Source organism: Bacillus sp. OTU530 (assembly GCF_038440375.1).
The window spans coordinates 21,477-44,032 of sequence record NZ_JASATP010000029.1; the positions used below are offsets into that span (position 1 = coordinate 21,477).

The following is a 22,556-nucleotide window of genomic DNA, read 5'->3' on the forward strand; positions in this document are numbered from 1 at the left end:
TTATTTCCCTCCTTAATATCCCGAGAGCATTAATTCTGATCGTGCAGTCCCTTCTCCATCGCCTTCCATGCGAGAGTGGCACACTTAATGCGTGCCGGGAATTTCGAAACGCCCTGAAGCGCTTCGATATCTCCTAAGTCTACACTATCATCATATTCTTTTCCTTGCATCATGTTGGAAAAAATTTCAGACAGCTTCAATGCGTCTTCCACTTTTTTCCCCTTTACTGCCTGCGTCATCATTGATGCAGATGACATGGAGATAGAACATCCTTCTCCTTCAAATTTCGCATCCTGTACAATGCCGTCCTCAACCTTCATTGTCAGCTGAATGCGGTCGCCGCAGGTTGGGTTATTTAAATCTACGGTTACACTGTCATCACCTAAAACACCACGGTTGCGAGGTTTTTTATAGTGATCCATAATCACTTGTCGGTATAATGCATCGAGATTATTAGAAGACATTTGTGAAATACTCCTTCGTCTTAATTAGCCCTTCAACAAATGCGTCCACTTCTTCTTCTGTATTGTATAGATAAAAGCTTGCTCGTGCTGTTGCTGACACCTTCAGCCATCTCATAAGCGGCTGAGCGCAATGATGTCCCGCGCGAACCGCAATTCCTTCTACATCTAGTACAGTCGCAACATCATGCGGATGCACATCGTCGATATTAAATGTTACTAAACCAGCACGATGCTTTGGCCCGTAAATCGTCAAGCCATCCACTTCTGATAAGCGTTCCATTGCGTACTGTACCAATTTGTGTTCATGGGCTTCAATGTTTTCAAGACCAAGATCTTCCAGAAAGTCGATCGCCGCACCAAGTCCGATAGCACCACCGATAATTGGTGTACCTGCTTCGTGCTTCCATGGAAGCTCCTTCCATGTTGATTCGTATAAATCTACAAAATCAATCATTTCGCCGCCAAACTCTGCCGGCTCCATATTCTCCAAAATCTGCTTTTTGCCGTATAATACGCCTACGCCAGTCGGACCGCACATCTTATGGCTCGATAATACATAGAAGTCACAGTCTAAATCCTGTACATCGATCTTCATATGCGGTGTGCTTTGCGCTCCGTCTACCACCATAATCGCACCATTGCGATGCGCGATTTCAGCGATTTCCTTGACTGGGTTAATCGTGCCAAGCACATTGGAAACATACATAACAGATACGATCTTCGTATTCGATGTAACTGTTTTTTCCACATCCTCAAGAGAAATCGTACCATCCTCTTGAAGAGGGATGTATTTTAATGTTGCCCCTTTTTTCTTTGCTACCTGCTGCCATGGAATAATATTCGCGTGGTGCTCCATATACGTTATCACGATTTCATCACCAGCACCAACATGCTCCATACCGTAGCTGCTAGCAATCATATTTAACGCTGTTGTCGTTCCGCGTGTAAATACAATTTCTTGCATGGAACGGGCATTAATAAACTTCCGAACCTTCTCACGCGCTCCTTCGTACGCATCAGTTGCTTTCGTACCAAGTGTATGAACACCGCGATGTACGTTGGAATTATACTCTTTATAGTAATGATCCAGCGCCTCAATAACAGAAAGCGGCTTTTGTGAAGTTGCAGCATTATCCAAATACACAAGCTGTTTACCGTTCACCTGCTGATGAAGAATGGGAAACTGTTGGCGTATTGCTCCAATATCCATTAGCGAACTTTCCTTTCAATGACCTCAACAAGCTGTGCTTTTACTCCTTCAATTGGAAGCTCGTTCACAACTGGTCCCAAGAAGCCATGGATTACTAGGCGTTCAGCCTCTTTCTTAGGAATACCGCGGCTCATTAGATAATAGAGCTGCAACGGATCTACGCGTCCTACAGAAGCTGCGTGTCCTGCCATTACATCATCTTCATCAATTAACAAGATTGGATTTGCGTCACCGCGCGCTTTTTCGCTCAGCATCAGCACACGAGATGTCTGCTGCGCATCCGATTTGGAAGCACCATGCTCGATTTTGCCAATACCATTAAAAACAGATGTTGCTGCATCCTTCTGTACACCGTGCTTTAAGATATTACCTGCAGAGTTTTTACCAAAATGCACAACGCTTGTTGTGAAGTTTTGGATTTGCTCACCGCGGCCGACTGTTACTGTTTTTGTATCACCAACAGAGCCATCACCCATCAGGTTTGTAATATTCTCAGAAATCGTATTGCCATCGTTCATTAAGCCAAGCGCCCACTCTAAACGAGCATCACGGCCAACTGTACCACGGCGGTTTACATAAGTCGTGATCCCTTTAGAAAGAAGATCAACCGCACCAAATTTCACTAGTGCCCCTTGCTCAGCAATTACTTCAGCGATGATATTTGCAACACCTGTTGTATTTTCATTCGCTACGTAGTTTTCCACATATGTTACAGAGCTGTTTTCATCCGCCACAACAAGAACGTGGTTATATACGTTAGCTTCTTCACTATCTACAACAAATACAGCTTGAAGCGGAGTTTCAAGTACAACGTTCTTCGGAACATATACAAACGCGCCGCCGTTAATTAACGCTGCATGAAGAGCTGTTAAGCGATGCTCATCGATCTTAACACCCTTTGTCATCAAATACTTTTGCACTAAATCACTGTGCTCACGAGCTGCCGTTACGATATCTGTGAAGATAACGCCTTTTGCCTTTGCTTCTTCAGATAATACAACGAGAGCTGGTGTGCCGCTGCGCTGTACAAGTACGTTTTTCTCTTCTTCTGTGTTGAAAAGCTTTTTTACATCCTCTGGAAGCTCTTCAAGAGAACTTACAGCCTCTTGCTTTGCCGTACGTCCCGTACCGATGAAATCCCACTTGCCGATTTTCGTTTTATCCGGCTTCGGCATTGGAAGTGCATCTGCTTTAGCAAGGGCTTGTAAGCGAAGCTCCGTCAACCATGCAGGCTCTCCGCTTGCTAATTGACGAACATAGTCTTGATCGAATGGTAGTGTACCGATTGTCATGATTATCCTCCTATCCGCTTACGCTTCTTGCTCTGCTTCGTCTTCGATGCCGAGTTCCTTTTTAATCCAGTCATATCCTTCTGCTTCTAGACGTTGTGCCAATTCTGGACCACCAGATTTTACAACGCGACCGTTCATCATAACGTGTACAAAATCAGGCGTGATGTAGTTAAGAAGACGCTGATAGTGCGTGATAATTAAGCAGCCAAAGTCTTCACCACGCATTTCGTTGATTCCTTTAGAAACAACCTTTAACGCATCGATATCTAATCCAGAATCGATTTCATCTAAGATAGCAAACTTCGGCTGAAGCATCATTAATTGAAGAATTTCGTTACGCTTCTTTTCGCCCCCAGAAAAGCCTTCGTTTAAATAACGCTGTGCCATTGCGGAATCCATTTCCAAGAAGTCCATGTTTTTGTCCAATGTACGGATGAATTTCATTAGAGAAATTTCATCGCCCTCTTCACGACGTGCATTCATTGCAGAGCGAAGGAAGTCTGCGTTTGTTACGCCGTTAATTTCGCTTGGATATTGCATTGCCAAAAATAGACCTGCGCGAGCTCTCTCGTCAACTTCCATTTCTAATACATCTTCAGCATCAAGCGTAATGCTTCCGCTTGTTACTTCATATTTCGGATGACCCATAATTGCAGAAGATAACGTTGATTTACCCGTTCCGTTCGGACCCATGATTGCATGGATTTCTCCGCCTTTTACTTCAATGTTTACGCCTTTTAAGATTTCTTTTTCATCGATGGATACATGCAGATCCTTAATTGTTAAAGTTGAACCAGCCATCACAATACCTCCAGTTTATTTCTATATAGAAGAAAAATTGTTATAGAACTTTCACATTCTCATTTTATTCTCATTCTTATTTTATATCAATTAAAATTATATATCAAACAGTTAGAAAATTTTCGGAATTTTCTAACCATTAAATACCCAACTGCTTTGTACCATTTTATCATTTGTATTTTTTTGTGTTTTACGCTTCCTTCAAATGCACTGTATGTATTTTTTGAACTCTCCGCGCAACTATACTTTCTTAAAGTGTAAAATGAACTCGAGCACCATTATACTACACTATCCTCAAAAAAAATAATGTGCTTGTCTAAATTGCCTGCAAAAAAACAGGGCTCTATATGCACTTGAATTAGGAAATATGTTATAGAGCTCCCGCAGCAGCATGAAGGCCCTGCTAAAGCGCCTAACTTTCACTTTTAATCTGAAGTACTACATATGGTCTCCGACTAGCAAGCCGTTAAGCGAGGACAGGGAGTTGCCCTTGCACTGCATTCCTAAAATTTCCGACTGCGTTAAAATGGCTTCTAGCTGGAAATTTATACTTTCCTACAGTGGAATCAAAAGAACCCCTGCGGGAATCACAGGGGTTCTTTTCAGCCTTGAAGCCTTCAAAACCTACCGGACTTCAAATGGTTTATTTACTTGCAGGGATAACAGCACCTTGATATTTTTCTTGAATGAAATCTTGAATTTCTTTAGACTGCAGTACTTCTACCAATGTTTGCAGTTCTTTACGCTTTTCATCACCCTTGCGGACAACTACTAAGTTAGAAGGAACAACATCACTTCCTTCAAACGCAATGCCGTATTTTTTAATATCTACTTTCCCCTCAAGCGCATAGTTTGTGTTAATTACCACAGCATCTCCTTCCCCATTTTTAAAGGAAGTAGCGAGAAGTTTCGCCTCAATCAATGTTGAAAAGTCTAGTTTCTTTGGATTTTCTACGATATCTTCCACACGTGCATTCGCACCAACGCCCGCTTTAAGCTTGATTAACCCAGCTTTTTCAAAAATCGGAAGAATACGTCCATGGTCACTGAACGAGTTGCTCATAATAATTTTTGCGCCTTCTGGAAGGTCCGCTAAGCTTTTGTACTTTTTAGAATAAATTCCAATCGGCTCCTTATGAACTTCACCAATGCTCACAAAGTCATAACCTTTTTTCTCCATCTCTAAGTCTAAATACCCTGGAGTTTGGAAATAGTTTGCATCAATTTCTTTTTCCTTTAATGCAACGTTTGGTAAAACATAGTCTTGAAACACCTTAACTTCAAGATCAATTCCTTTTTTTGCAAGCAATGGCTTTGCTGCTTCTAAAATTTCAGCATGTGGAACAGCGGATGCACCGACAATTATTTTTGTTTTTCCATCAGCTGTTTTTTCCTTTGTAGTGTCTGTTCCGCCGCAAGCCGCTAAAGCAAGAACAAAAACAGCTACAATGAGACTAAGCAGTTTTTTCATTTTGCGTTCCTCCCTAATTACCTTTTATCTAACTTTTTAGTAAAATAATCTCCAGTAAACTGGATGATAAACACAAGAATTAGAATAGCCACTGTCGCAACAAATGTTAATAATGGATTGCTGCCTTGGAATCCTTCTAAATAGGCAAAGTTTCCAAGCCCTCCAGCTCCGATAACGCCGGCCATGGCCGTATAGCTAACAAGAGCGATCGCCGTAACAGTAATCCCTGAAACTAAGGCTGGCAATGCTTCTGGTATAAGCACCTTAAAAATGATTTGTCCATTAGAAGCTCCCATCGCATAAGACGCCTCTATAACACCTTTATCAATCTCGCGGAGCGCAATTTCGACCATGCGGGCATAAAACGGTGCTGCACCAATGATTAAAGCAGGCAGTGCAGCATTGGCTCCTAGAATACTTCCCACAAGTAACTTTGTAAACGGAATAAGCAGTACAATCAATATAATGAAGGGGATTGAACGAAATATGTTTACAAACAATCCAATCACCGTATTGACAGCCTTATTTTCCCACATATTACCTTTATTAGTTAAAAACAAAAGTAATCCTAATGCTAGTCCTAGAATGAATGTAACTGTAACTGAAATAGCTGTCATATAGATGGTTTCTTGCGTTGCATCGATTAGTTTTTCCAATTTAATTAGCTCTAACCACTCATTGTTCATATTCGACCACCTCAACTTCTACCATCTTACCTCGAATAAAAGCAATGGCTCTTACAATCTCCTCATTCTCACCCTGAAGCTGAACAAACAATGTCCCATAGGAGCCTTTTTGCGTTTGGGAAATTTCTCCTTGCAAAATATTAACATCCACTTCAAAATGACGAATCAAATCCGTAATAAGGGGCTTCTCCGCAGTATCACCAACAAATGTTAATTTTACAATCTTTCCGTCTGGATACTTATGAAGCAGTTGTCCAATTGTTTCTCTTGCTTCATCTGATTCAGTAACCTGCTGCACAAACTTTTTGGTTGTTGCATGTTTGGGATGTTTGAATACTTCCAGAACTTCGCCTTGCTCCACAATGTTCCCGCTCTCAATAACAGCCACACGATGGCAAATTTTTCGGATTACATGCATCTCATGCGTAATAAGTACAATCGTCAAGCCGAGTCTTTCATTAATATCAACTAATAAATCCAAAATAGAATCTGTTGTTTGCGGATCAAGAGCAGATGTTGCTTCATCACACAGCAGTACCTTTGGATTATTTGCAAGCGCACGCGCTATGCCAACACGTTGCTTTTGCCCGCCGCTAAGCTGTGATGGATACGCATCTCCCCGTCCCTCTAGTCCAACCAAACGAATAAGTTCATCAACACGTTTTTGGCGCGCTTCTTTTGGAACCCCAGCGATTTCTAATGGAAACGCTATGTTTTCGCGTACCGTACGGGACCAAAGAAGATTAAAATGCTGGAAAATCATCCCGATTTCTTGACGAGCCTTGCGCAGCTCCTTGCCACGAATCGCAGAAATGAGACGCCCTGCCACTGTAATCCGGCCGGAAGTGGGCTTTTCCAGCTGATTCAGCATACGTATTAATGAGCTTTTCCCAGCTCCGCTATATCCAATAATGCCAAAGATTTCTCCTTGGCGAATCTCTAAATTTGCATCATGAACAGCTGTAACTGTTCCACTTTTTGAACGGTAGATTTTCTGGACGTTCTCTAGTAGAATCAATATCCTCTCACCTCTTCATTACATCATATTTTACAGTAAAAAAACCTCTCTGCTTCAGACAAGCAGAAAGGTTTCGAACAATCGCCGTATATCCTTTCCTCTCATCTCTCAAAGCATTCGCTTCGCAGGAATTGGCACCATTTCAACATGTGCTGACGGTTGCCGGGCTTCACAGGGCTCAGTCCCTCCACCTCTCTTGATAAGAGAACATCAAATATAAATTACCTGATGTGTTTCATGTTTTATCATATCATTGAAATTCTATCAATCTCACATATCTATGTCAACAATAATAAATTATTATTTTAAGAAACTCATAAAGTAAATTATGCCATGATTTTAATACATTTCTCTATACTTAAAATACAGAAAATTATTATTTTTGAAATTTTTTAAAAAAATATAAATATGCAAAAAAAAAAGCGAGCATTTAAGCTCCCTTTTCTAACGGCTTGCATATATGAAACAGCGATTCTGCCAATAAAAGTGTTCGGTATGATCCTATATACTCCGTTCCCTTCCACCTTAGCAGCAGTTGTAACCGAACAAGACCGCTTACTAAACTATGTAAGTCCTCTTCTTTCCAAAATGTAATCGTATCTGTTCCCTTTACTCCTTCTAACAATGTGATTTCATGGCGTGACATTTTTAAAGCACAGCTTTCTTCCTTAAACCGAAAACACATAACCTTTTCCTCCAAAGGCAAAAGCGGCTCTAAATGCTGCTGAGTGCTTGCATAATTTGCAAACGACCGCAACAATGCTTGTAACGTCATTTCCATCACTCCTCGTGAATAAGGTGTTGTATATATTTTCCATTTATTCACAGAGCAACCCTTTAATAATAGCTCGACATTTTCTTCTTATTTCTTAGGCAATATGTCGAGTTTTTGCAATTCATTATAAATAAAGTCTACTGACTGGAACGCGTACATTCGTTTCGCAACAATGCCGCGCTTGAAAACAAGCAGGCACGGCACACTTTCAATCTCATATCGCTCCGCCAAATAAGGAGCATAATTGAGATTGACCGTACCGACTGTAAGCTCAAGCGCCGCCTCTACAACTGTTAACATCCTCTTCGCAAGCTGGCACGTTCCACACATGGGCGTCTGCACATAAAGAACTGTTGCTTCTTCCTCTTGAATGTTGCTTTCCACATCTTCCCCTGTCCATTCAATCATTCACGTCATCCTTACTTTAAAAATTCTGCATACACGTCTATATCTGCTCCAAGCAACACGCTTGCAAGGTGCTGCACTGGTGCTGTCGCTACTTCCCGGTACGTACGGTCAATATACAAATGTTCTGCATGCGGGAATTCACGCTTGAATTGCCTGCGAAGCTTCTCGCCTGCTTCATCTGCATCAACCAGTATGTACACCTCTTTATCATAGAGCTTGTCAACAAATTCGTCCATTTTAGATGAACTGATCGTTCCATTTGTGCATACGATTTCTACAGGCTCTTTAATAAGATTTGCAATTTTCTTCTTATCGGATCTTCCCTCAACAATTATCACTTTTTCCATTTCCATCACTGTGCATCACCCGACTAATGTAGACTATGATACAACCTTAATATATAGTATATTCTTTCTTTTCGTCTTGTTTCCTGTTTTATCGAAACTGACCATACGCAAATATTGTCAATTTTGCTAAAGAAAACTCGTCGATTGGCAAACCGGCAGGCGCAGACAGAGACGTAGTTGCACTTACACTTTATTCCTAAAATGTCCCGATATGTCGAGTTAACTTCTCGTTGGAAAATTTATATTTTTTTAAAGTGTAAAAAGCAAGAAGGAGACGGTTTGTCCGTCTCCTCATTCTTCACCCTTGATTTGTCATTTTCTCATATTGCTCAGCAGTTAATAAGCTATCAAGCTCAGCTGCATCCGCAAGCTCAACAACTACCATCCACGCACCTTCGTACGGAGACTCATTCACAAGCTCAGGGCTATCACTTAGCTTTTCATTTACTTCCACAACTTTACCGCTCACAGGCGCATAAAGTTCAGAAACTGTTTTCACGGACTCTACGCTGCCAAACGGCTCATTCGCCTTTAATGCAGCACCAACCTCCGGAAGCTCCACAAATACAATATCACCAAGCTCATGCTGCGCAAACTCAGTAATACCGACGATTACACGGCTCCCATCTACTTTCACCCATTCGTGCTCTTCAGAATAACGCAACTCTTTAGGAATGTTCATTTTTGTCCCCTCCATACTTTGTATCAATTATGTAAATGCCCAGTCGGCATTACAGCCATTCTCTCTCAAACTGCTCTTCATTAAAGCCAACTGTCACCTTGCTGCCATTTGTCACAATAGGACGCTTAAGCAGCATGCCATCGGATGCAAGCAGATCTAGCATTTCCTCTTCACTTGCCGTCTTCAATGTATCCTTTAAGCCAAGCTCGCGATACTTCATACCGCTCGTATTGAACAGTTTCTTCAAATCAAGATCGCTTGCCTGATGCAGCTTGCGCACCTCTTCCTTAGACGGCGGATTTTCTACAATATGTATCATGTTGTAGGAAATATCATGCCCTTCAAGCCATTTTTTTGCCTTTTGGCATGTTCCGCATTTCGGATAAGAATAAAATGTTACTGTCATACCTATCACCTGCCCTTTACTATCTGTATTGTAGCATAGATGGGTATTTTTTTCCTAATTTGCTCACCTATGGCAAGCTTTATACTACTCTTCGCTGTCTATTATGTTTATCCTGCAAAGTGTTCTTGTTCGCTATCGAGAACGATGTGCGCTCTCACATATTTCAAAGCAGCAGTGTCCTCTTGATTTTGGCACACAACTTGCATGTATAAAAGGTGAATATAGTGAGAATAGGGGGAATGAGGATGGCTTACGCAACAAAAATGATCTACGCAGTACCAGGTGAACAGGGTGCAAAAATTTCATTTAAAAGCCGATACGACAATTTTATCAGAGGGAAATGGACAGCTCCAGTTGATGGACAATACTTTGATGCAATATCCCCTGTTACTGGGCGAGTGTTTTGTCAGGTAGCACGTTCACAGGCTGAGGATATAGAGCTGGCACTTGACGCCGCTCATGCCGCAAAAGACAAATGGGGCAAAATGTCAGTTGCAGATCGTGCAAACATTTTAAATAAAATCGCGGATCGCATGGAGCAAAATTTAGAAATGCTGGCCGTGGCAGAAACATGGGATAACGGAAAACCAGTTCGTGAAACTCTCAATGCCGATCTTCCGCTAGCAATTGATCATTTCCGTTATTTTGCAGGCTGCATCCGCGGACAAGAGGGTACGATTGGTGAGGTTGACCAAGATACTGTTGCGTATCATTTTCATGAACCTCTCGGCGTTGTGGGCCAAATTATTCCTTGGAACTTCCCGCTTCTTATGGCAACGTGGAAGCTTGCTCCTGCTCTCGCGGCTGGAAATTGTGTTGTGTTAAAGCCAGCAGAGCAGACACCTGTCAGCATTATGGTATTGGTAGAGCTTATTGCTGATTTACTTCCAGACGGTGTCCTGAATGTTGTAAATGGTTTCGGTCTTGAAGCCGGTAAGCCGCTTGCTTCAAGCAATCGCATCGCCAAAATCGCGTTTACAGGAGAAACAACAACAGGTCGTCTTATCATGCAGTATGCCTCGCAAAACCTGATCCCTGTTACGCTTGAACTAGGCGGAAAATCGCCAAATATTTTCTTTGAGGATGTGCTTGATGCAGATGATGATTTCTTTGATAAAGCAATCGAAGGATTCGTATTATTTGCATTGAACCAAGGTGAGGTTTGCACGTGCCCTTCGCGTGCGCTCATCCAAGAGTCCGTCTATGACCGCTTTATGGAGCGGGCCCTGCAACGCGTAAATGCGATTAAGCAAGGCAACCCGCTTGACCCTGACACAATGATTGGTGCACAAGCCTCCGCTGAGCAGCTTGAAAAAATTCTTTCCTATATTGATATTGGTAAACAAGAAGGTGCCGAGCTTCTAGCAGGAGGCGGGCGCAACGTATTAGATGGTGACTTAGAGAACGGCTATTATGTAAAGCCAACCGTATTTAGGGGTCACAATAAAATGCGCATTTTCCAGGAAGAAATCTTTGGTCCAGTTGTTTCTGTTACAACATTTAAAACACCGGAGGAAGCGCTCCAAATCGCCAATGATACGCTTTACGGCTTAGGTGCAGGCGTTTGGACACGCGATATCAACAAGGCATACCGCTTCGGCAGAGCGATTGAGGCAGGACGCGTTTGGACGAACTGCTACCACTCCTACCCTGCCCACGCGGCATTCGGCGGATACAAAATGTCAGGTATCGGCCGTGAAACACATAAAATGATGCTCAGTCACTACCAACAAACGAAAAATATGCTTGTGAGCTACAGCCCGAAAAAATTAGGATTCTTCTAAAAAACAAAAGCTTCCGCTTGCCTCTCGCAGCGGAAGCTTTCATATTAGGAGGTGTACACTATGGAAACAATACAGCGAGTTACCGCAACCGATGCAGCACTTTCGCTTATTCAGTATTTACAAAGTAAGCACGGTCCTCTTCTCTTTCATCAATCAGGCGGCTGCTGTGACGGAAGCTCGCCAATGTGTTATCCAGCAGGTGATCTTTTAATCGGAGATCACGATAAATTACTCGGTTATATAGGGGGCTGTCCATTTTATATTGCCCATGCACAATATGAGTATTGGAAACATACACAGCTTATTATTGATGTAGTGGATGGCAGAGGAGGAATGTTCTCACTCGAAGGACCAGAAGGAAAACGATTTTTAACACGATCGCGCGTATTTACCGCTCAAGAACTACAGCAGCTCTAGAAAAGCGGAATCGACACGATTTATCCCTAGAGGAAATGATTCTTCATAAATTTACTTTTTTGCAAATGGCAGGATTGTCTCCTGTCATTTTTTATATAAATGTGCCGATAAATCGTCCAATTCGTGCCGTTTTTTCGGCACGAATTGCCAAACTTTCGGCAAACGCTTTCATTTTGTGCACCCCTACACAGCTAAAAAGTTGGCATAGCTTTTGCTTTTATAAAAGATGTAGTGTGAAAATAAAAAAGGGGGAGATTTGAAAATGAATACAAATAAAATGATGAAGGCGGCCATTGTAAATGAGTTTAAACAGCAGCTTGAAATTAAAGAAGTACCGATTCCTGAAATCGGCTACGGTGAAGTGCTTGTCAAAATTAAAGCTTGCGGCGTCTGCCATACAGACCTTCATGCCGCACATGGCGATTGGCCGATAAAGCCAAAGCTTCCGTTAATTCCAGGACATGAAGGTGTCGGGATTGTAGAGGAAGTAGGTCCTGGCGTAACCTCCATTAAAAAGGGGGATGCAGTCGGCATTCCTTGGCTGTACTCCGCTTGCGGTGAATGCGAATATTGCTTAACCGGACGCGAAACATTATGTCCGCATCAATTGAATGCCGGCTATTCCGTGGATGGCGGCTATGCTGAGTATTGTAAAGCTCCTGCCAATTACATCGTTAAAATCCCAAATGGTCTCAGCTTTGAAGAGGTTTCTCCCATTTTCTGCGCTGGTGTGACAACGTATAAAGCATTAAAAGTATCCGAAGCGCAGCCTGGTGATTGGGTTGCGATTTACGGAATCGGCGGTCTCGGACATGTTGCCTTACAATATGCAAAAGCGATGGGCTTTAACGTAATTGCTGTTGATATTCAAGACGACAAGCTTGAACTAGCCACAAAGCTAGGTGCAGATATTACAATTAACGGCTTAAAGGTAGATCCTGTCCAAGAAATTTATGAACGTGTTGGCGGTGTCCAATCCGCTATCAGCGTCGCTGTAACAAAACGGGCTTTTGAACAAGCCTACCGCTCTGTGAAACGCGGCGGCACTCTCGTTGTTGTTGGTCTTCCAAACGATGAACTGCCAATCCCAATTTTCGATACTGTCTTAAATGGCGTAACGGTAAAAGGCTCCATCGTCGGAACGAGAAAGGATTTACAGGAATCCCTTGCCTTTGCAGCACAAGGCAAAGTTCGTACAAATATTGAAGTACAGCCGCTCGATAACATTAATGAAGTATTTCAGCGTATGGAAAAAGGACAAATTAATGGTCGCATTGTCTTAACGATGGCTTAAAATTTGTCTACAGTCGTATCCTCACTCTGCACACAAAATACTCTTGCCCCCGTGTAAAAACGGGGGTCTTGTATCAGATTAGCAAGGGTCCTGATTCAGCAAATCCAGTCTTATTCCTGATGCAAATAATACTCGCATTGCTTTAGTATGAGAAAAGATCAAACTGTGTCTGGTTCTTCTTATGTCCCAGTGTCCCCCTTTTTTTCATTCAACAAATAACGGAGCTTTCGCATTGTGATTTGCAAGCGTTTTGCTGCTTCACTCCGATTTCCAAGCGTATTTTGCAGCGCCTTAAGAATAAAAGCTTTCCCAATTTGGGATTCCAGCTGCTTGACCTGTGCAAGCACATCCTCAAGATGAACATCATCTTTTTTCTCAAATGTTGTTAAAACACTCTGACTCCATGTACGTAAATACTCCTCGAGCTCATGATTTTGTTTGCCCGTATCATCTGATTCCAGAGCGGACGGCATACGTATAGAGGCCCCCTCTGTATCCCAAAGTGGTAAATCCGCCTCTGTGATAACGGTCTGATCAGAATCAAGGAGCGCAATCGTTCTCGCGACAAAATTGGCAAGTTCCCGAATATTGCCTGGCCAGTGATACTCCTGTAAATGTCTGATCGCACCCTTACTAAATGATATATTTCCGCTTCCATACCGCTCTAGCATATGTTGAATCAACAATGGAATATCCTCTTGCCGCTCTCGAAGGGGCGGAATCTTTACATGAACGACATTCAATCTATAAAATAAATCCTCGCGAAAGGTTTTCTTTCGAACAGCTTCCTGTAAGTTTTCATTGGAGGCAGCAATTACTCTAGCATTTGTACGCAACACCGCTGTACCACCGACACGCATAAACTCGCGCGTCTCTAATACGCGCAGCAGCTTCACTTGAATTAGGTGGGAAGCCTCTGCTACCTCATCCAGGAATAACGTGCCTTTACTCGTAAGCTCAAACAGGCCTTTTCTCTGCTGCGCCGCCCCAGTAAAGGCCCCCTTCTCATGACCAAACAGCTCGCTCTCGAGAAGCGACTCGGAAATGGCCCCGCAGTTCACGCCAATAAACGCTTCCTTGCTGCGCGGACCCGCTTCATGAATAAAGTGAGCCAGTACCTCCTTGCCCGTGCCAGTCTCCCCTTCTATTAAAATATTTACCGGCTTTTGCGCTACCTTGTAAACAGTTTGAAGCAACTGCTTCATTTTCTCACTCTTCCCAATTACAAGACCGCTTCTTACTGCTGCCTCCTGTAAATACTGATTAACAGATTCATCTCCTCCGGCAAGCAGTTCATCTATTTGCTGCTCTAATATATCTATATCATCAAACGGTTTCTCCAAATAATTGCTTGCCCCCAGTTTCATGGCATCAACAGCTGTTTGAATCGTGCTGTAGCCTGTCATAATTACAGCTTTACATGCCGGCTGCTGCTGTTTCAAATATTCTAATAAGGATAGACCGTTTGCATCAGGGAGCTTAAGATCCAGTAAAGCGATATGAAAGCGCTGTTTTTTGAGATCAAGATAATAGAAATCCTTGCCGCTGTTTACTACTGTGACACGATATCCTTTCGACATAAATAAATGAGAAAGAAAGGTTCCTATTTCCTTTTCATCATCCACAATTAAAATCCGAATCAACAGTCACACCTCCGTATGATGTACAAACTGGAGAGGCAATCGCAGCGTAAACGTGCTACCCTCATACACACGGCTATGTACCTCAATTGCTCCACCGTGCGCCTTTGCAATACCAATACTAACTGATAAGCCGAGACCTGTTCCTTTTCCAACTCCTTTTGTAGTATAAAAAGGATGAAAAATTTGTGACAGCCTACTCTCTTCAATCCCAATTCCGTTGTCACTAATTGAAATACAAGCACAGTCCTGCTCCCAAAACGTCCGAACTACAATCTCTCCCCTTTCGTAGTTCTTCTCTTCAATCGCATCTCTGGCATTTAACAGCAAGTTGATAATAACTTGTTCAATTTGCGACTGGCTGGCTTCAACAAGGGGCAGAGATGGCTCCAACAGTTGCGTGATCGTGATTCTTTGCTGCTTTAGCTGCCCCTGCAATAAATGAAGCACCTGTCCTATCGCTTCATTCAAAGAGCATGGAGAAAATAGATACTCATCCTGCCGAGAAAAGGTGAGCAAGCTTTTAATGATCGTTTTACAGCGGCTTCCGCAGCTATGAATATCCTTTAAAAGGGTAAAAGATGCATTCTGCTCCGCCGTACTTCGAAGCAGCAGCTGGGCATTTCCAAGAATAGCTGTTAACGGACTATTTAGCTCGTGTGCAATGCCTGCTGCCATCTCCCCGATTGCTGCCAGCTTTCCGGAGTGCTGCAGCTGCAATTCAACTTTTCGTTTTTCTGTTACATCCTTGATATATGCAATAACGCCATAGACCTGCTGCTCATTATTCTGAACCGGATATGTATACATCTCACAAATGGATCCATTCGGAAAATAGACTTCTATATATCCAGGCTTCTTGGACAGAAAGGTTTCTCTCAAGAGCTCCTTGTGCATCTCGTGTAACATCGGCACATCCAAACCGCCTTCCATCTGGAAAAACTCCCTCACAGCGTCATTACATTGCAGCACTCGCAGTTCTTCATCAAATACGATAATCATATCATTCACTGCTTTAAACGTATCCTCCCATTGCTGCTTGCCCCGAAGCACCTCATTGTATAACTGGGCATTTTCGATACTCACGGCGAGATGATCAGTTAGCTGCTCTAAAAACGCAAGATCATCTATTCCCCAGTCTGAGCTACCACGGCAGCCGATGCTTAAAATACCGATCCTTTTCTTTTTACTATAAATCGGAAGTATTAACACTGTGCTAATCCCTAGCTCAAGTAAGTGCGGCTTTTCATAAAAAGAGGCTTGCTCCTCAATTAAATCCTGAAAAATAGTTTGTCTCTTGCTTAATGCAGACCAATATAAGGAGTTTTCATGCGGAATCGGAGTTCCAACTTCCAATGTATAGCTGTCCTTCGGATAAACATTAGTTAAAATAAGCTGTGAATCATGCAGCAGCAGCAGACCAAAGCGTTCAAATTGAATCAGCGCCCGAAGCTTCTCAATGACATTTTGCAAAATTTCCTCTGGCGACATATCAACCTTCATACTTTTCATCACTTCGCTAATAATTTCGAGCTGCATATTTTTTTTACGAAGCTGACCAACTGTTTCTTTCAATTCCGTATAGTAATTACGCTTTGAAGATTTAACACCCGTTAAAAGGGCAATCATTTCTTGTTTGTCCTCAAGCATATATCTTCCTCCTAAAGAGCCCGGGCTAACAAGTTTTTTGCCTGCTCTAACGTCATATCACGCGGATTCGTAATCATGCAGGCATCCTCAAGTGCCGTTAAGCAAATGCTGTGGATTACGCTATCCGTAATGCCAAGATCGCTTAGCCGTTGCGGCGTTCCAATATCAATTGATAGCTCTTGTACAAACCGGATTGCTGCATTTCCCGCCTCTCGCTGCGTTAGTACCCGTGTATCAATCCCCATACACTCGGCAATCTGCCCGAATCGCCCCGGAGCAGCTATAAAGTTAAAGTCCATCACATGAGGAAGCAAAATCGCATTAATTTCACCATGAGGAACAGGGGACATACCGCCAATCGCATGGGAAATAGCATGCGCTGCTCCTAAAATCGCATTAGAAAAAGCAAGGCCAGCCTGCAAACTTGCCATCGCCATCGCTTCCTTTGCCTCTGCATTGGTTCTTGAAGCAACAGATGGACGTAAATGAGCAGACACAAGAGAAAGTGCACTTTTTGCCTGCACGTCCGTCAGCGGCGTAGCCGCGATGCTCACATACGACTCAATGGCATGTGTGAGTACGTCTAGACCTGTAGATGCTGTTAATGCACTGTCTTTCGTAATTAACGTATACGGATCTATTATCGCGATATCCGGAACTAATGTTTTTGAAACAATTGTCATTTTTTTCTTGCGATGAGAATCTGTAATCACCGAAAACTGCGAAACCTCAGAACCAGATCCTGCTGTTGTCGCAATCATCACCATAGGAGGAAGCGGTTTTTCAATTTTATCAACGCCCTCATAGTCACGAATCGTACCACCATTTGCAGCTAACACAGCAATAGCCTTCGCCGCATCTAACGCACTCCCGCCCCCAACGCCAATAACCGCATCACATTCGTTTTCAATAAATGAGGCACAGCCGTTCACAACGTCCGTGTCCCTCGGATTTGTTGCAATATCCATAAACGTCGCAAACGGTAAGCCAGCTAGTCTACAGCAGTCCATTACCCTCTCCAGCCATCCCGCCTGCGCAACCCCCAAATCACTAACAATAAAAACCTTTTTCGCTCCTAGGCGCATACAAGCATCCGCTGCCTGTTGGATCGTGTTATTCCCAAAGATAATCTCCGGTGCTACAAATTTGCTAATACGCATCATTATCACCTATAAAAAGATTGATAGTATTACAATTATGTGAAAACATGTAAATTCCTGTTTGTTTTTGGAGATTTCTTATAAAGAAAACTCGCCGATTGGCGAGCCCTGCTCTTGGGTGAAGACAGAGGCGTAGTTGCACTTACAATTTGTTCCTAAAATTTCTTACTACGTCGAACTTGCTTCTAGCTAGAAATTTATACTTTCCTGCAGTACAAGAAACTTCTCCACCTCATTTTTTGGATTTTGTTACCAGTAAATTATTATACAGGATATAATTGTATGTACTTCATAAAATAAGATAAAATTAAGATGAATTTTTCTTAACAGAAGGATAACATCAATGAAAAGCTTTATAGTAACTCTTATCTTAACAACAGTATATACCCTCGTATTTCCTTTCGCCTCCCATGCTGCCTCGCAGCAGCAGATCACTGCCAGACAGGGGGTTTTGGATGCCCGTTCTCTAGACCTGTCGCAAACTGTTCTTTCTCTTAAGGGTGAATGGGAATTTTATTGGCAAAGGTTAGAGACTCCCGAGCATTCTCATGGTAATAACAGTGCAATGATTGAAGTGCCAGCCGTATGGGCCGATGCAAGCTACACCGGTTCGCAAACATTAAAAAATGAAGGATACGGAACATATCGTCTCCGCATTATTCTGTCTAAACAAAACAAGTCAAAACCATTATCTCTATATATACCATCTATTGCTTCAGCTTATAAGCTTTGGGTAAACGGTAAATTAGCTGCGTCTAACGGAGTTGTTGGCACTAATAAAGAGAGCATGGAAGCCCAATCTTATTCAAAGGTTGTAACGTTTCAAACAAATACAAATGAAATTGAGCTGATCCTTCAAGTTTCCAACTTTACACAGCGGAAGGGCGGAATGTGGAAAAGCATCCAGTTTGGCAGCGATGCTCTTATTCGTCAAGCAAGAGAATACTCAGTTTTAAAGGACAGCTTTCTCGCAAGCAGTCTTTTTGTCCTAGGCTCGTTTCAGCTTATTCTCTATTTGTTTCATAGAAAAAATCTATTATCTTTATTTTTAGGCTGTTTTTGCTTACTTATGACCTTACGTACTCTATTAGTCGGGGACCGGCTCCTTATCGACTGGATCCCTTCCATCTCATGGGAATTTAGCGTGAAACTAGAATACTTAACATCCTATATTGGCTGCTTATTGTTATTTACCTTTGTCACCTATTTATACCCTGAAGAATCGAACCGGTTTATTGCTAAGGTATTTGCGGCTATTTGTATAGGTTTCAGCCTTACTACGTTGCTTCCTGCCATTTATTTCACAAAATGGATATTTCTATTTCAAATTTTTTTAGTTCCAATCTTACTGTATATCATATATATCATCATCCGTGCGGCTATTCGAAAAAGGATTGGCGCACTTATAAATAGTGTCATGCTGATCATTATAATCATTTGTATTTTAAATGATATTTTCTACTATCATTTTTTTTCAATCGGTACAGATGCTGTACCGTTAGGGGCGTTTATCACTTTATTTGTCCAATCGCTAATTATTGCACAAAGGTCATCCTATGCCTTTATAAAGGTAGAGCGTTTATCTGCTGAGTTACTGCAAGTCAACTACTCCTTAGAGGAAAGAATCACGCAGCGTACGATGGAACTGAAGAATATGAATGAAGAGCTGCAGAGAACAAATGAAGCATTACAAACAATCGAACAAACACGGCAGCAGTTTTTCTCTACTATTGCTCATGAATTCGGAACACCTATGCAGTCGATTCAAGGCTATCTGCAATTGCTGCAAGAAGGCTTACCGCTAAAAGAACAGCAAAAGTATTTGCAAGTTGTTTACGAAAAAACAAAGCTCTTGAACCGACTTTCCATCGACCTGCTCGAACTGGCAAAAATGGAGGAAAATCAAATTCAATTTTATTTTGAAGAAGTGGAGATAAAGGAGCTGCTTTCCTATTTTTCTCAACGATTCAAATTAGAAATCGAGCGTAACGGTCTATGCTGTGAGCAGACAGCTCTCATCTCTGTGCCCGCGGGGGGTAGGCTTTTTCTACGGATTGATTTTATCCGCTTAGAGCAAGTATTTTCTAACCTGCTGCAAAACGCTATCCGTCATACGCCTAAAGGAGGCAAAATCTCCTTGCATAGCGAGGCTTATTGCTATACCTCTCTAAATAACGAGGAACATTGGGGGATTCGGATTTTATTTTGTGACACCGGCTCAGGTATTGAATCGGAGTTGCTTCCTCATCTATTCAAACGTTTTGTCAAAGGAAAGCAATCCTCCTCAAAAACAGGAACAGGTCTTGGCTTAGCCATTTGTCAGCAAATTATAAAACATCATGGTGGCACGATTTCTGTCAGCAGTGAGTTGGGAAAAGGAAGTCAATTTACTATCACCCTACCAGCATTTTTACAAAAAGGAGCGGAAGAGCAATGAATAGAAGAATTTTAATAGTAGAAGATGACTCTGAAATATTGGACTTGCTGATAATTGCTTTAGAGAAACAAGGCTATAATGCTCTCGGCTGTCAAAACGGCATGGAGGCCCTTCGCCAATTCGAACAAAATCCGCCTGATCTTGTTTTGCTAGATATACAGCTTCCAGATATGGACGGCTTTCAAATTTGTCGACATATACGAAACGTATCAAATATTCCTATTATTTTCATCAGCTGTTTGAGTGATGGAAGCGACGTGATTCTCGGTCTTGAATTAGGAGCGGATGATTACGTCACAAAACCATTTGATCTCTACCAGCTCTTTGCAAGAATTAAAGCGAATCTGCGTCGCGCACCGATATTTAATCGCGGAGCATTTCCTACTGTTTCCCTAGATCCGCAAAATAAGCTGCAACAATCTAATTCAGAGACCCAGAGATTGCATTTTGGCGACTTGGAAATTGACCTAATATATCAAAGAGCAGTAGTGCGCGGCAAGACCTTGGCGCTATCTTATAAAGAGTTTTCCGTTCTTAGCTTACTTGCCCAAAAGGTGAATCAGATTATCAGTGAGGCTGAACTGCATCACTGGATTTGGGGCACAGAAAGCAATGGAGATACCCGCACCTTGAGGGTCCATATTAGCAACCTGCGTAAAAAGCTTGAGGCGTATCCTCATTTGCCATCCTACATTCGAAATATTCGCGGCCAAGGCTATCAATTTGTTTGGGAGAGCTAGAGGCTAGGAACTGTGAAAAGAGCACAAAAGCAGCTAGAAAAGTGCTTCTGCGCTCTTTTCATTTCTCACACTTTCAATTACACGACGTATTTTTCTTCCGCTAGGATTTTTGCGGCAATCTCGCGTTTTTTAACAATCACGTTAATCGGTAAATGACGTGTCAGCTTGCGAAGCGCAGACAGCATCATGCGCAGTGTGTCTCCTTGCTCCACTGCAATAAGTGTCTCTTTTGCATGCGCTTCAATTTCCTGAAATGCCTCCTGACAAAATACTTGCGTATACAAGAGCTTTTGTTTGTTCTTTTCAAGACCAGTTTTTTGAATCGCCTTTTCTGTACGAAGCAGGACGGATTCCATCGCATACACATTGCTTACGATATCAGCAATATTTGCAAGCACCTCTTGCTCCTGGTCAAGCGATTTTCCGTACTTTTGCACCGCCAAGCCTGCTGCCAGCATCCCAATTTTTTTTGCGTTTCGCACGAGATACTGTTCCTGTGCAAGCGGCTCATCGCCCGGCTCCTCCGGCAGAAGCATCATTAATTCCTCTTGAATAAGCTGTGCCTTTTGGAATAACGGCAGTTCCCCCTTCATCGCTTTACGAAGCAGTGTGCCCGGTACAAGCAGCCGGTTAATTTCATTCGTTCCTTCAAAAATACGGTTAATACGCGAATCACGATACATTCTTTCAATCTCATATTCTGCCATAAATCCATAGCCGCCGTGAATTTGCACACCCTCATCTACAACATAATCCAATACCTCTGAGCAGAAAAATTTATTTAAAGAGCATTCTATTGCATATTCTGCAACAGAATCTGCAACCGCTTTCCCGTTCTTTATTTCTTCATCCGTTAGCTGACTTGCACGCGCCTCAAACAAACCAACCGTACGGTACACTGAGCTTTCTGCTGCATAAATTTTCGTGGCCATGTTCGCAAGCTTTTCCTGAATAAGCGGAAAACGGGCAATTGGCTGTTTAAATTGTTGGCGCTGATTCGCATATTGAGCAGAAATCTCCAGACCTCGTTTAGAAGAACCGACAACGCCGACACCAAGCTTATAACGACCAATATTTAAAATATTAAATGCGATAATATGTCCCCTTCCGATTTCACCGAGCACATTTTCCTTTGGCACAAGCGCATCCTGCAAAATTAATGTACGAGTGGAGGAGCTTTTAATTCCCATCTTCTTTTCCTCTGGTCCCGTCGATACACCAGGAAATCCACGTTCAATGATAAATGCCGTAAAATGCTCTCCATCAACCTTCGCATAGACAATAAACACATCAGCAAACGCAGAGTTGGTAATCCATTGCTTCTCCCCATTTAACACATAATGAGTACCATTTGCATGTAATTTGGCAACAGTTCTCGCACCAAGCGCATCAGAACCTGAGCCCGGTTCCGTCAATGCATAAGCCGCAAGCTTTTCACCCATAGCTAGAGACGGAAGATATTTCTGCTTTTGTTCCTCGCTTCCGAATAACACAATAGGAAGTGAGCCTATACCTACATGCGCCCCATGTGAAATCCCGAATCCGCCCGCGCGCGCAAATTTTTCCGCAATTAACGCGGAGCTGATTTTATCAAGTCCTATCCCGCCGTACTCCTCTGGTACATCCGCCCCGAGCAGCCCAATCTCCCCCGCTTGCTTTAAGAGCTTAACAGAACGCTCAAACTCATGATCCTCTAAGTACTCCAATTCTGGCAGCACTTCATTCACAATAAAGTCTTCTGTCGTTTTTGCAATTAATTTATGCTCATCCGTGTAATCCTCCGGTGTAAACACTTGATCAGCTATAATTGCATCAAGCAGAAAACTTCCTCCTTTGACTGCACTCCCGACTGTATTTTTCGCCATTCCGCTTCC

Annotated in this window: 21 protein-coding genes and 1 riboswitch; of the genes, 5 read left to right on the plus strand and 16 right to left on the minus strand. The window is 42.5% G+C overall.

Annotation, left to right across the window (positions count from 1 at the left end; all coding sequences use genetic code 11):
* Positions 1–29 precede the first annotated feature (29 nt).
* The 12 genes from sufU to AAHB12_RS19595 form a co-directional block, all read right to left on the minus strand.
* A complete protein-coding gene (gene sufU / locus AAHB12_RS19540; protein WP_129729457.1) occupies positions 30–464 on the minus strand; it encodes a Fe-S cluster assembly sulfur transfer protein SufU in 435 nt (144 codons plus the stop codon).
* Positions 454–1,674, minus strand: coding sequence for a cysteine desulfurase (locus tag AAHB12_RS19545; RefSeq protein ID WP_129729459.1), 1,221 nt, complete (start codon positions 1,672–1,674; stop codon positions 454–456). Before AAHB12_RS19545 ends, sufU begins: the two co-directional genes overlap by 11 nt.
* The gene (gene sufD / locus AAHB12_RS19550; RefSeq protein ID WP_129729461.1) at positions 1,674–2,966 is read right to left on the minus strand and encodes a Fe-S cluster assembly protein SufD; all 1,293 of its coding nucleotides are present in this window, start codon (positions 2,964–2,966) and stop codon (positions 1,674–1,676) included. The genes AAHB12_RS19545 and sufD overlap by 1 nt, the downstream gene beginning before the upstream one ends.
* A gap of 18 nt (positions 2,967–2,984) precedes the next feature.
* Positions 2,985–3,767 carry a Fe-S cluster assembly ATPase SufC gene (gene sufC / locus AAHB12_RS19555; RefSeq protein ID WP_129729463.1) on the minus strand — a complete coding sequence of 261 codons (783 nt, stop codon included), beginning with the start codon at positions 3,765–3,767 and terminating at the stop codon, positions 2,985–2,987.
* 643 nt (positions 3,768–4,410) lie between these two features.
* Complete coding sequence (locus AAHB12_RS19560) at positions 4,411–5,238, minus strand: MetQ/NlpA family ABC transporter substrate-binding protein (RefSeq protein ID WP_342046611.1); 828 nt, start codon at positions 5,236–5,238, stop codon at positions 4,411–4,413.
* 17 nt (positions 5,239–5,255) lie between these two features.
* Positions 5,256–5,924, minus strand: a complete 669-nt coding sequence (locus tag AAHB12_RS19565) for a methionine ABC transporter permease (RefSeq protein ID WP_129729467.1) — start codon at positions 5,922–5,924, stop codon at positions 5,256–5,258.
* A complete protein-coding gene (locus AAHB12_RS19570; RefSeq protein WP_342046612.1) occupies positions 5,914–6,942 on the minus strand; it encodes a methionine ABC transporter ATP-binding protein in 1,029 nt (342 codons plus the stop codon). The genes AAHB12_RS19565 and AAHB12_RS19570 overlap by 11 nt, the downstream gene beginning before the upstream one ends.
* A gap of 98 nt (positions 6,943–7,040) precedes the next feature.
* Positions 7,041–7,148: riboswitch (SAM riboswitch) on the minus strand.
* A 224-nt stretch (positions 7,149–7,372) separates the two neighbouring features.
* Positions 7,373–7,717: a hypothetical protein gene (locus tag AAHB12_RS19575; protein ID WP_342046613.1), complete on the minus strand. Its 345-nt coding sequence runs from the start codon at positions 7,715–7,717 to the stop codon at positions 7,373–7,375.
* Between the two features lie 87 nt (positions 7,718–7,804).
* Entirely contained in the window at positions 7,805–8,125 is a 321-nt protein-coding gene (locus AAHB12_RS19580) for a thioredoxin family protein (protein ID WP_342046615.1), read from the minus strand.
* An 11-nt stretch (positions 8,126–8,136) separates the two neighbouring features.
* Positions 8,137–8,481, minus strand: coding sequence for a toprim domain-containing protein (locus tag AAHB12_RS19585; protein WP_129729475.1), 345 nt, complete (start codon positions 8,479–8,481; stop codon positions 8,137–8,139).
* A 289-nt stretch (positions 8,482–8,770) separates the two neighbouring features.
* Positions 8,771–9,154: a glycine cleavage system protein GcvH gene (gene gcvH, locus AAHB12_RS19590; RefSeq protein WP_342046616.1), complete on the minus strand. Its 384-nt coding sequence runs from the start codon at positions 9,152–9,154 to the stop codon at positions 8,771–8,773.
* Positions 9,155–9,203: 49 nt separating this feature from the next.
* The gene (locus tag AAHB12_RS19595) at positions 9,204–9,560 is read right to left on the minus strand and encodes an arsenate reductase family protein (protein ID WP_129729479.1); all 357 of its coding nucleotides are present in this window, start codon (positions 9,558–9,560) and stop codon (positions 9,204–9,206) included.
* 263 nt (positions 9,561–9,823) lie between these two features.
* Between AAHB12_RS19595 and adh the strand changes: the two genes are divergently transcribed.
* From adh to adhP, 3 genes are all read left to right on the plus strand, one after another.
* A complete protein-coding gene (gene adh, locus AAHB12_RS19600) occupies positions 9,824–11,344 on the plus strand; it encodes an aldehyde dehydrogenase (protein WP_342046650.1) in 1,521 nt (506 codons plus the stop codon).
* Positions 11,345–11,404: 60 nt separating this feature from the next.
* The gene (locus AAHB12_RS19605) at positions 11,405–11,761 is read left to right on the plus strand and encodes a DUF779 domain-containing protein (protein WP_129729481.1); all 357 of its coding nucleotides are present in this window, start codon (positions 11,405–11,407) and stop codon (positions 11,759–11,761) included.
* 280 nt (positions 11,762–12,041) lie between these two features.
* Positions 12,042–13,055, plus strand: a complete 1,014-nt coding sequence (adhP, locus tag AAHB12_RS19610) for an alcohol dehydrogenase AdhP (protein ID WP_342046652.1) — start codon at positions 12,042–12,044, stop codon at positions 13,053–13,055.
* A gap of 179 nt (positions 13,056–13,234) precedes the next feature.
* On the opposite strand, the gene AAHB12_RS19615 is transcribed toward adhP, so the two are convergent.
* Genes AAHB12_RS19615 through AAHB12_RS19625 form a run of 3 tightly spaced genes read right to left on the minus strand, consistent with a single transcriptional unit; the run spans position 13,235 to position 17,505 of the window.
* Positions 13,235–14,698 carry a sigma-54-dependent transcriptional regulator gene (locus AAHB12_RS19615; RefSeq protein ID WP_342046618.1) on the minus strand — a complete coding sequence of 488 codons (1,464 nt, stop codon included), beginning with the start codon at positions 14,696–14,698 and terminating at the stop codon, positions 13,235–13,237.
* A 3-nt stretch (positions 14,699–14,701) separates the two neighbouring features.
* Entirely contained in the window at positions 14,702–16,345 is a 1,644-nt protein-coding gene (locus AAHB12_RS19620; protein ID WP_342046619.1) for a PAS domain-containing sensor histidine kinase, read from the minus strand.
* Positions 16,346–16,356: 11 nt separating this feature from the next.
* Positions 16,357–17,505: an iron-containing alcohol dehydrogenase gene (locus AAHB12_RS19625; RefSeq protein WP_342046653.1), complete on the minus strand. Its 1,149-nt coding sequence runs from the start codon at positions 17,503–17,505 to the stop codon at positions 16,357–16,359.
* 343 nt (positions 17,506–17,848) lie between these two features.
* Here AAHB12_RS19625 and AAHB12_RS19630 point away from each other — a divergent pair, with 343 nt between their 5' ends.
* Both AAHB12_RS19630 and AAHB12_RS19635 read left to right on the plus strand, forming a co-directional pair.
* Complete coding sequence (locus tag AAHB12_RS19630) at positions 17,849–19,942, plus strand: sensor histidine kinase (RefSeq protein ID WP_342046620.1); 2,094 nt, start codon at positions 17,849–17,851, stop codon at positions 19,940–19,942.
* Entirely contained in the window at positions 19,939–20,682 is a 744-nt protein-coding gene (locus AAHB12_RS19635; RefSeq protein WP_342046622.1) for a response regulator transcription factor, read from the plus strand. The genes AAHB12_RS19630 and AAHB12_RS19635 overlap by 4 nt, the downstream gene beginning before the upstream one ends.
* 77 nt (positions 20,683–20,759) lie before the next feature.
* On the opposite strand, the gene AAHB12_RS19640 is transcribed toward AAHB12_RS19635, so the two are convergent.
* Entirely contained in the window at positions 20,760–22,547 is a 1,788-nt protein-coding gene (locus tag AAHB12_RS19640; protein WP_342046624.1) for an acyl-CoA dehydrogenase family protein, read from the minus strand.
* Between the last annotated feature and the right edge of the window lie 9 nt (positions 22,548–22,556).

Excerpts from the sequence above, each read along its gene's own strand:
- adhP (WP_342046652.1), top strand. The coding sequence starts at position 12,042 with ATGAAGGCGGCCATTGTAAATGAGTTTAAACAGCAGCTTGAAATTAAA.
- AAHB12_RS19580 (WP_342046615.1), bottom strand. The coding sequence starts at position 8,125 with ATGATTGAATGGACAGGGGAAGATGTGGAAAGCAACATTCAAGAGGAA.
- AAHB12_RS19630 (WP_342046620.1), top strand. The coding sequence starts at position 17,849 with ATGAAAAGCTTTATAGTAACTCTTATCTTAACAACAGTATATACCCTC.
- AAHB12_RS19605 (WP_129729481.1), top strand. The coding sequence starts at position 11,405 with ATGGAAACAATACAGCGAGTTACCGCAACCGATGCAGCACTTTCGCTT.
- AAHB12_RS19565 (WP_129729467.1), bottom strand. The coding sequence starts at position 5,924 with ATGAACAATGAGTGGTTAGAGCTAATTAAATTGGAAAAACTAATCGAT.
- AAHB12_RS19575 (WP_342046613.1), bottom strand. The coding sequence starts at position 7,717 with ATGACGTTACAAGCATTGTTGCGGTCGTTTGCAAATTATGCAAGCACT.
- AAHB12_RS19635 (WP_342046622.1), top strand. The coding sequence starts at position 19,939 with ATGAATAGAAGAATTTTAATAGTAGAAGATGACTCTGAAATATTGGAC.
- AAHB12_RS19640 (WP_342046624.1), bottom strand. The coding sequence starts at position 22,547 with ATGGCGAAAAATACAGTCGGGAGTGCAGTCAAAGGAGGAAGTTTTCTG.
- sufD (WP_129729461.1), bottom strand. The coding sequence starts at position 2,966 with ATGACAATCGGTACACTACCATTCGATCAAGACTATGTTCGTCAATTA.
- gcvH (WP_342046616.1), bottom strand. The coding sequence starts at position 9,154 with ATGAACATTCCTAAAGAGTTGCGTTATTCTGAAGAGCACGAATGGGTG.
- AAHB12_RS19595 (WP_129729479.1), bottom strand. The coding sequence starts at position 9,560 with ATGACAGTAACATTTTATTCTTATCCGAAATGCGGAACATGCCAAAAG.
- sufC (WP_129729463.1), bottom strand. The coding sequence starts at position 3,767 with ATGGCTGGTTCAACTTTAACAATTAAGGATCTGCATGTATCCATCGAT.
- AAHB12_RS19620 (WP_342046619.1), bottom strand. The coding sequence starts at position 16,345 with ATGCTTGAGGACAAACAAGAAATGATTGCCCTTTTAACGGGTGTTAAA.
- AAHB12_RS19545 (WP_129729459.1), bottom strand. The coding sequence starts at position 1,674 with ATGGATATTGGAGCAATACGCCAACAGTTTCCCATTCTTCATCAGCAG.
- sufU (WP_129729457.1), bottom strand. The coding sequence starts at position 464 with ATGTCTTCTAATAATCTCGATGCATTATACCGACAAGTGATTATGGAT.
- adh (WP_342046650.1), top strand. The coding sequence starts at position 9,824 with ATGATCTACGCAGTACCAGGTGAACAGGGTGCAAAAATTTCATTTAAA.
- AAHB12_RS19560 (WP_342046611.1), bottom strand. The coding sequence starts at position 5,238 with ATGAAAAAACTGCTTAGTCTCATTGTAGCTGTTTTTGTTCTTGCTTTA.
- AAHB12_RS19625 (WP_342046653.1), bottom strand. The coding sequence starts at position 17,505 with ATGCGTATTAGCAAATTTGTAGCACCGGAGATTATCTTTGGGAATAAC.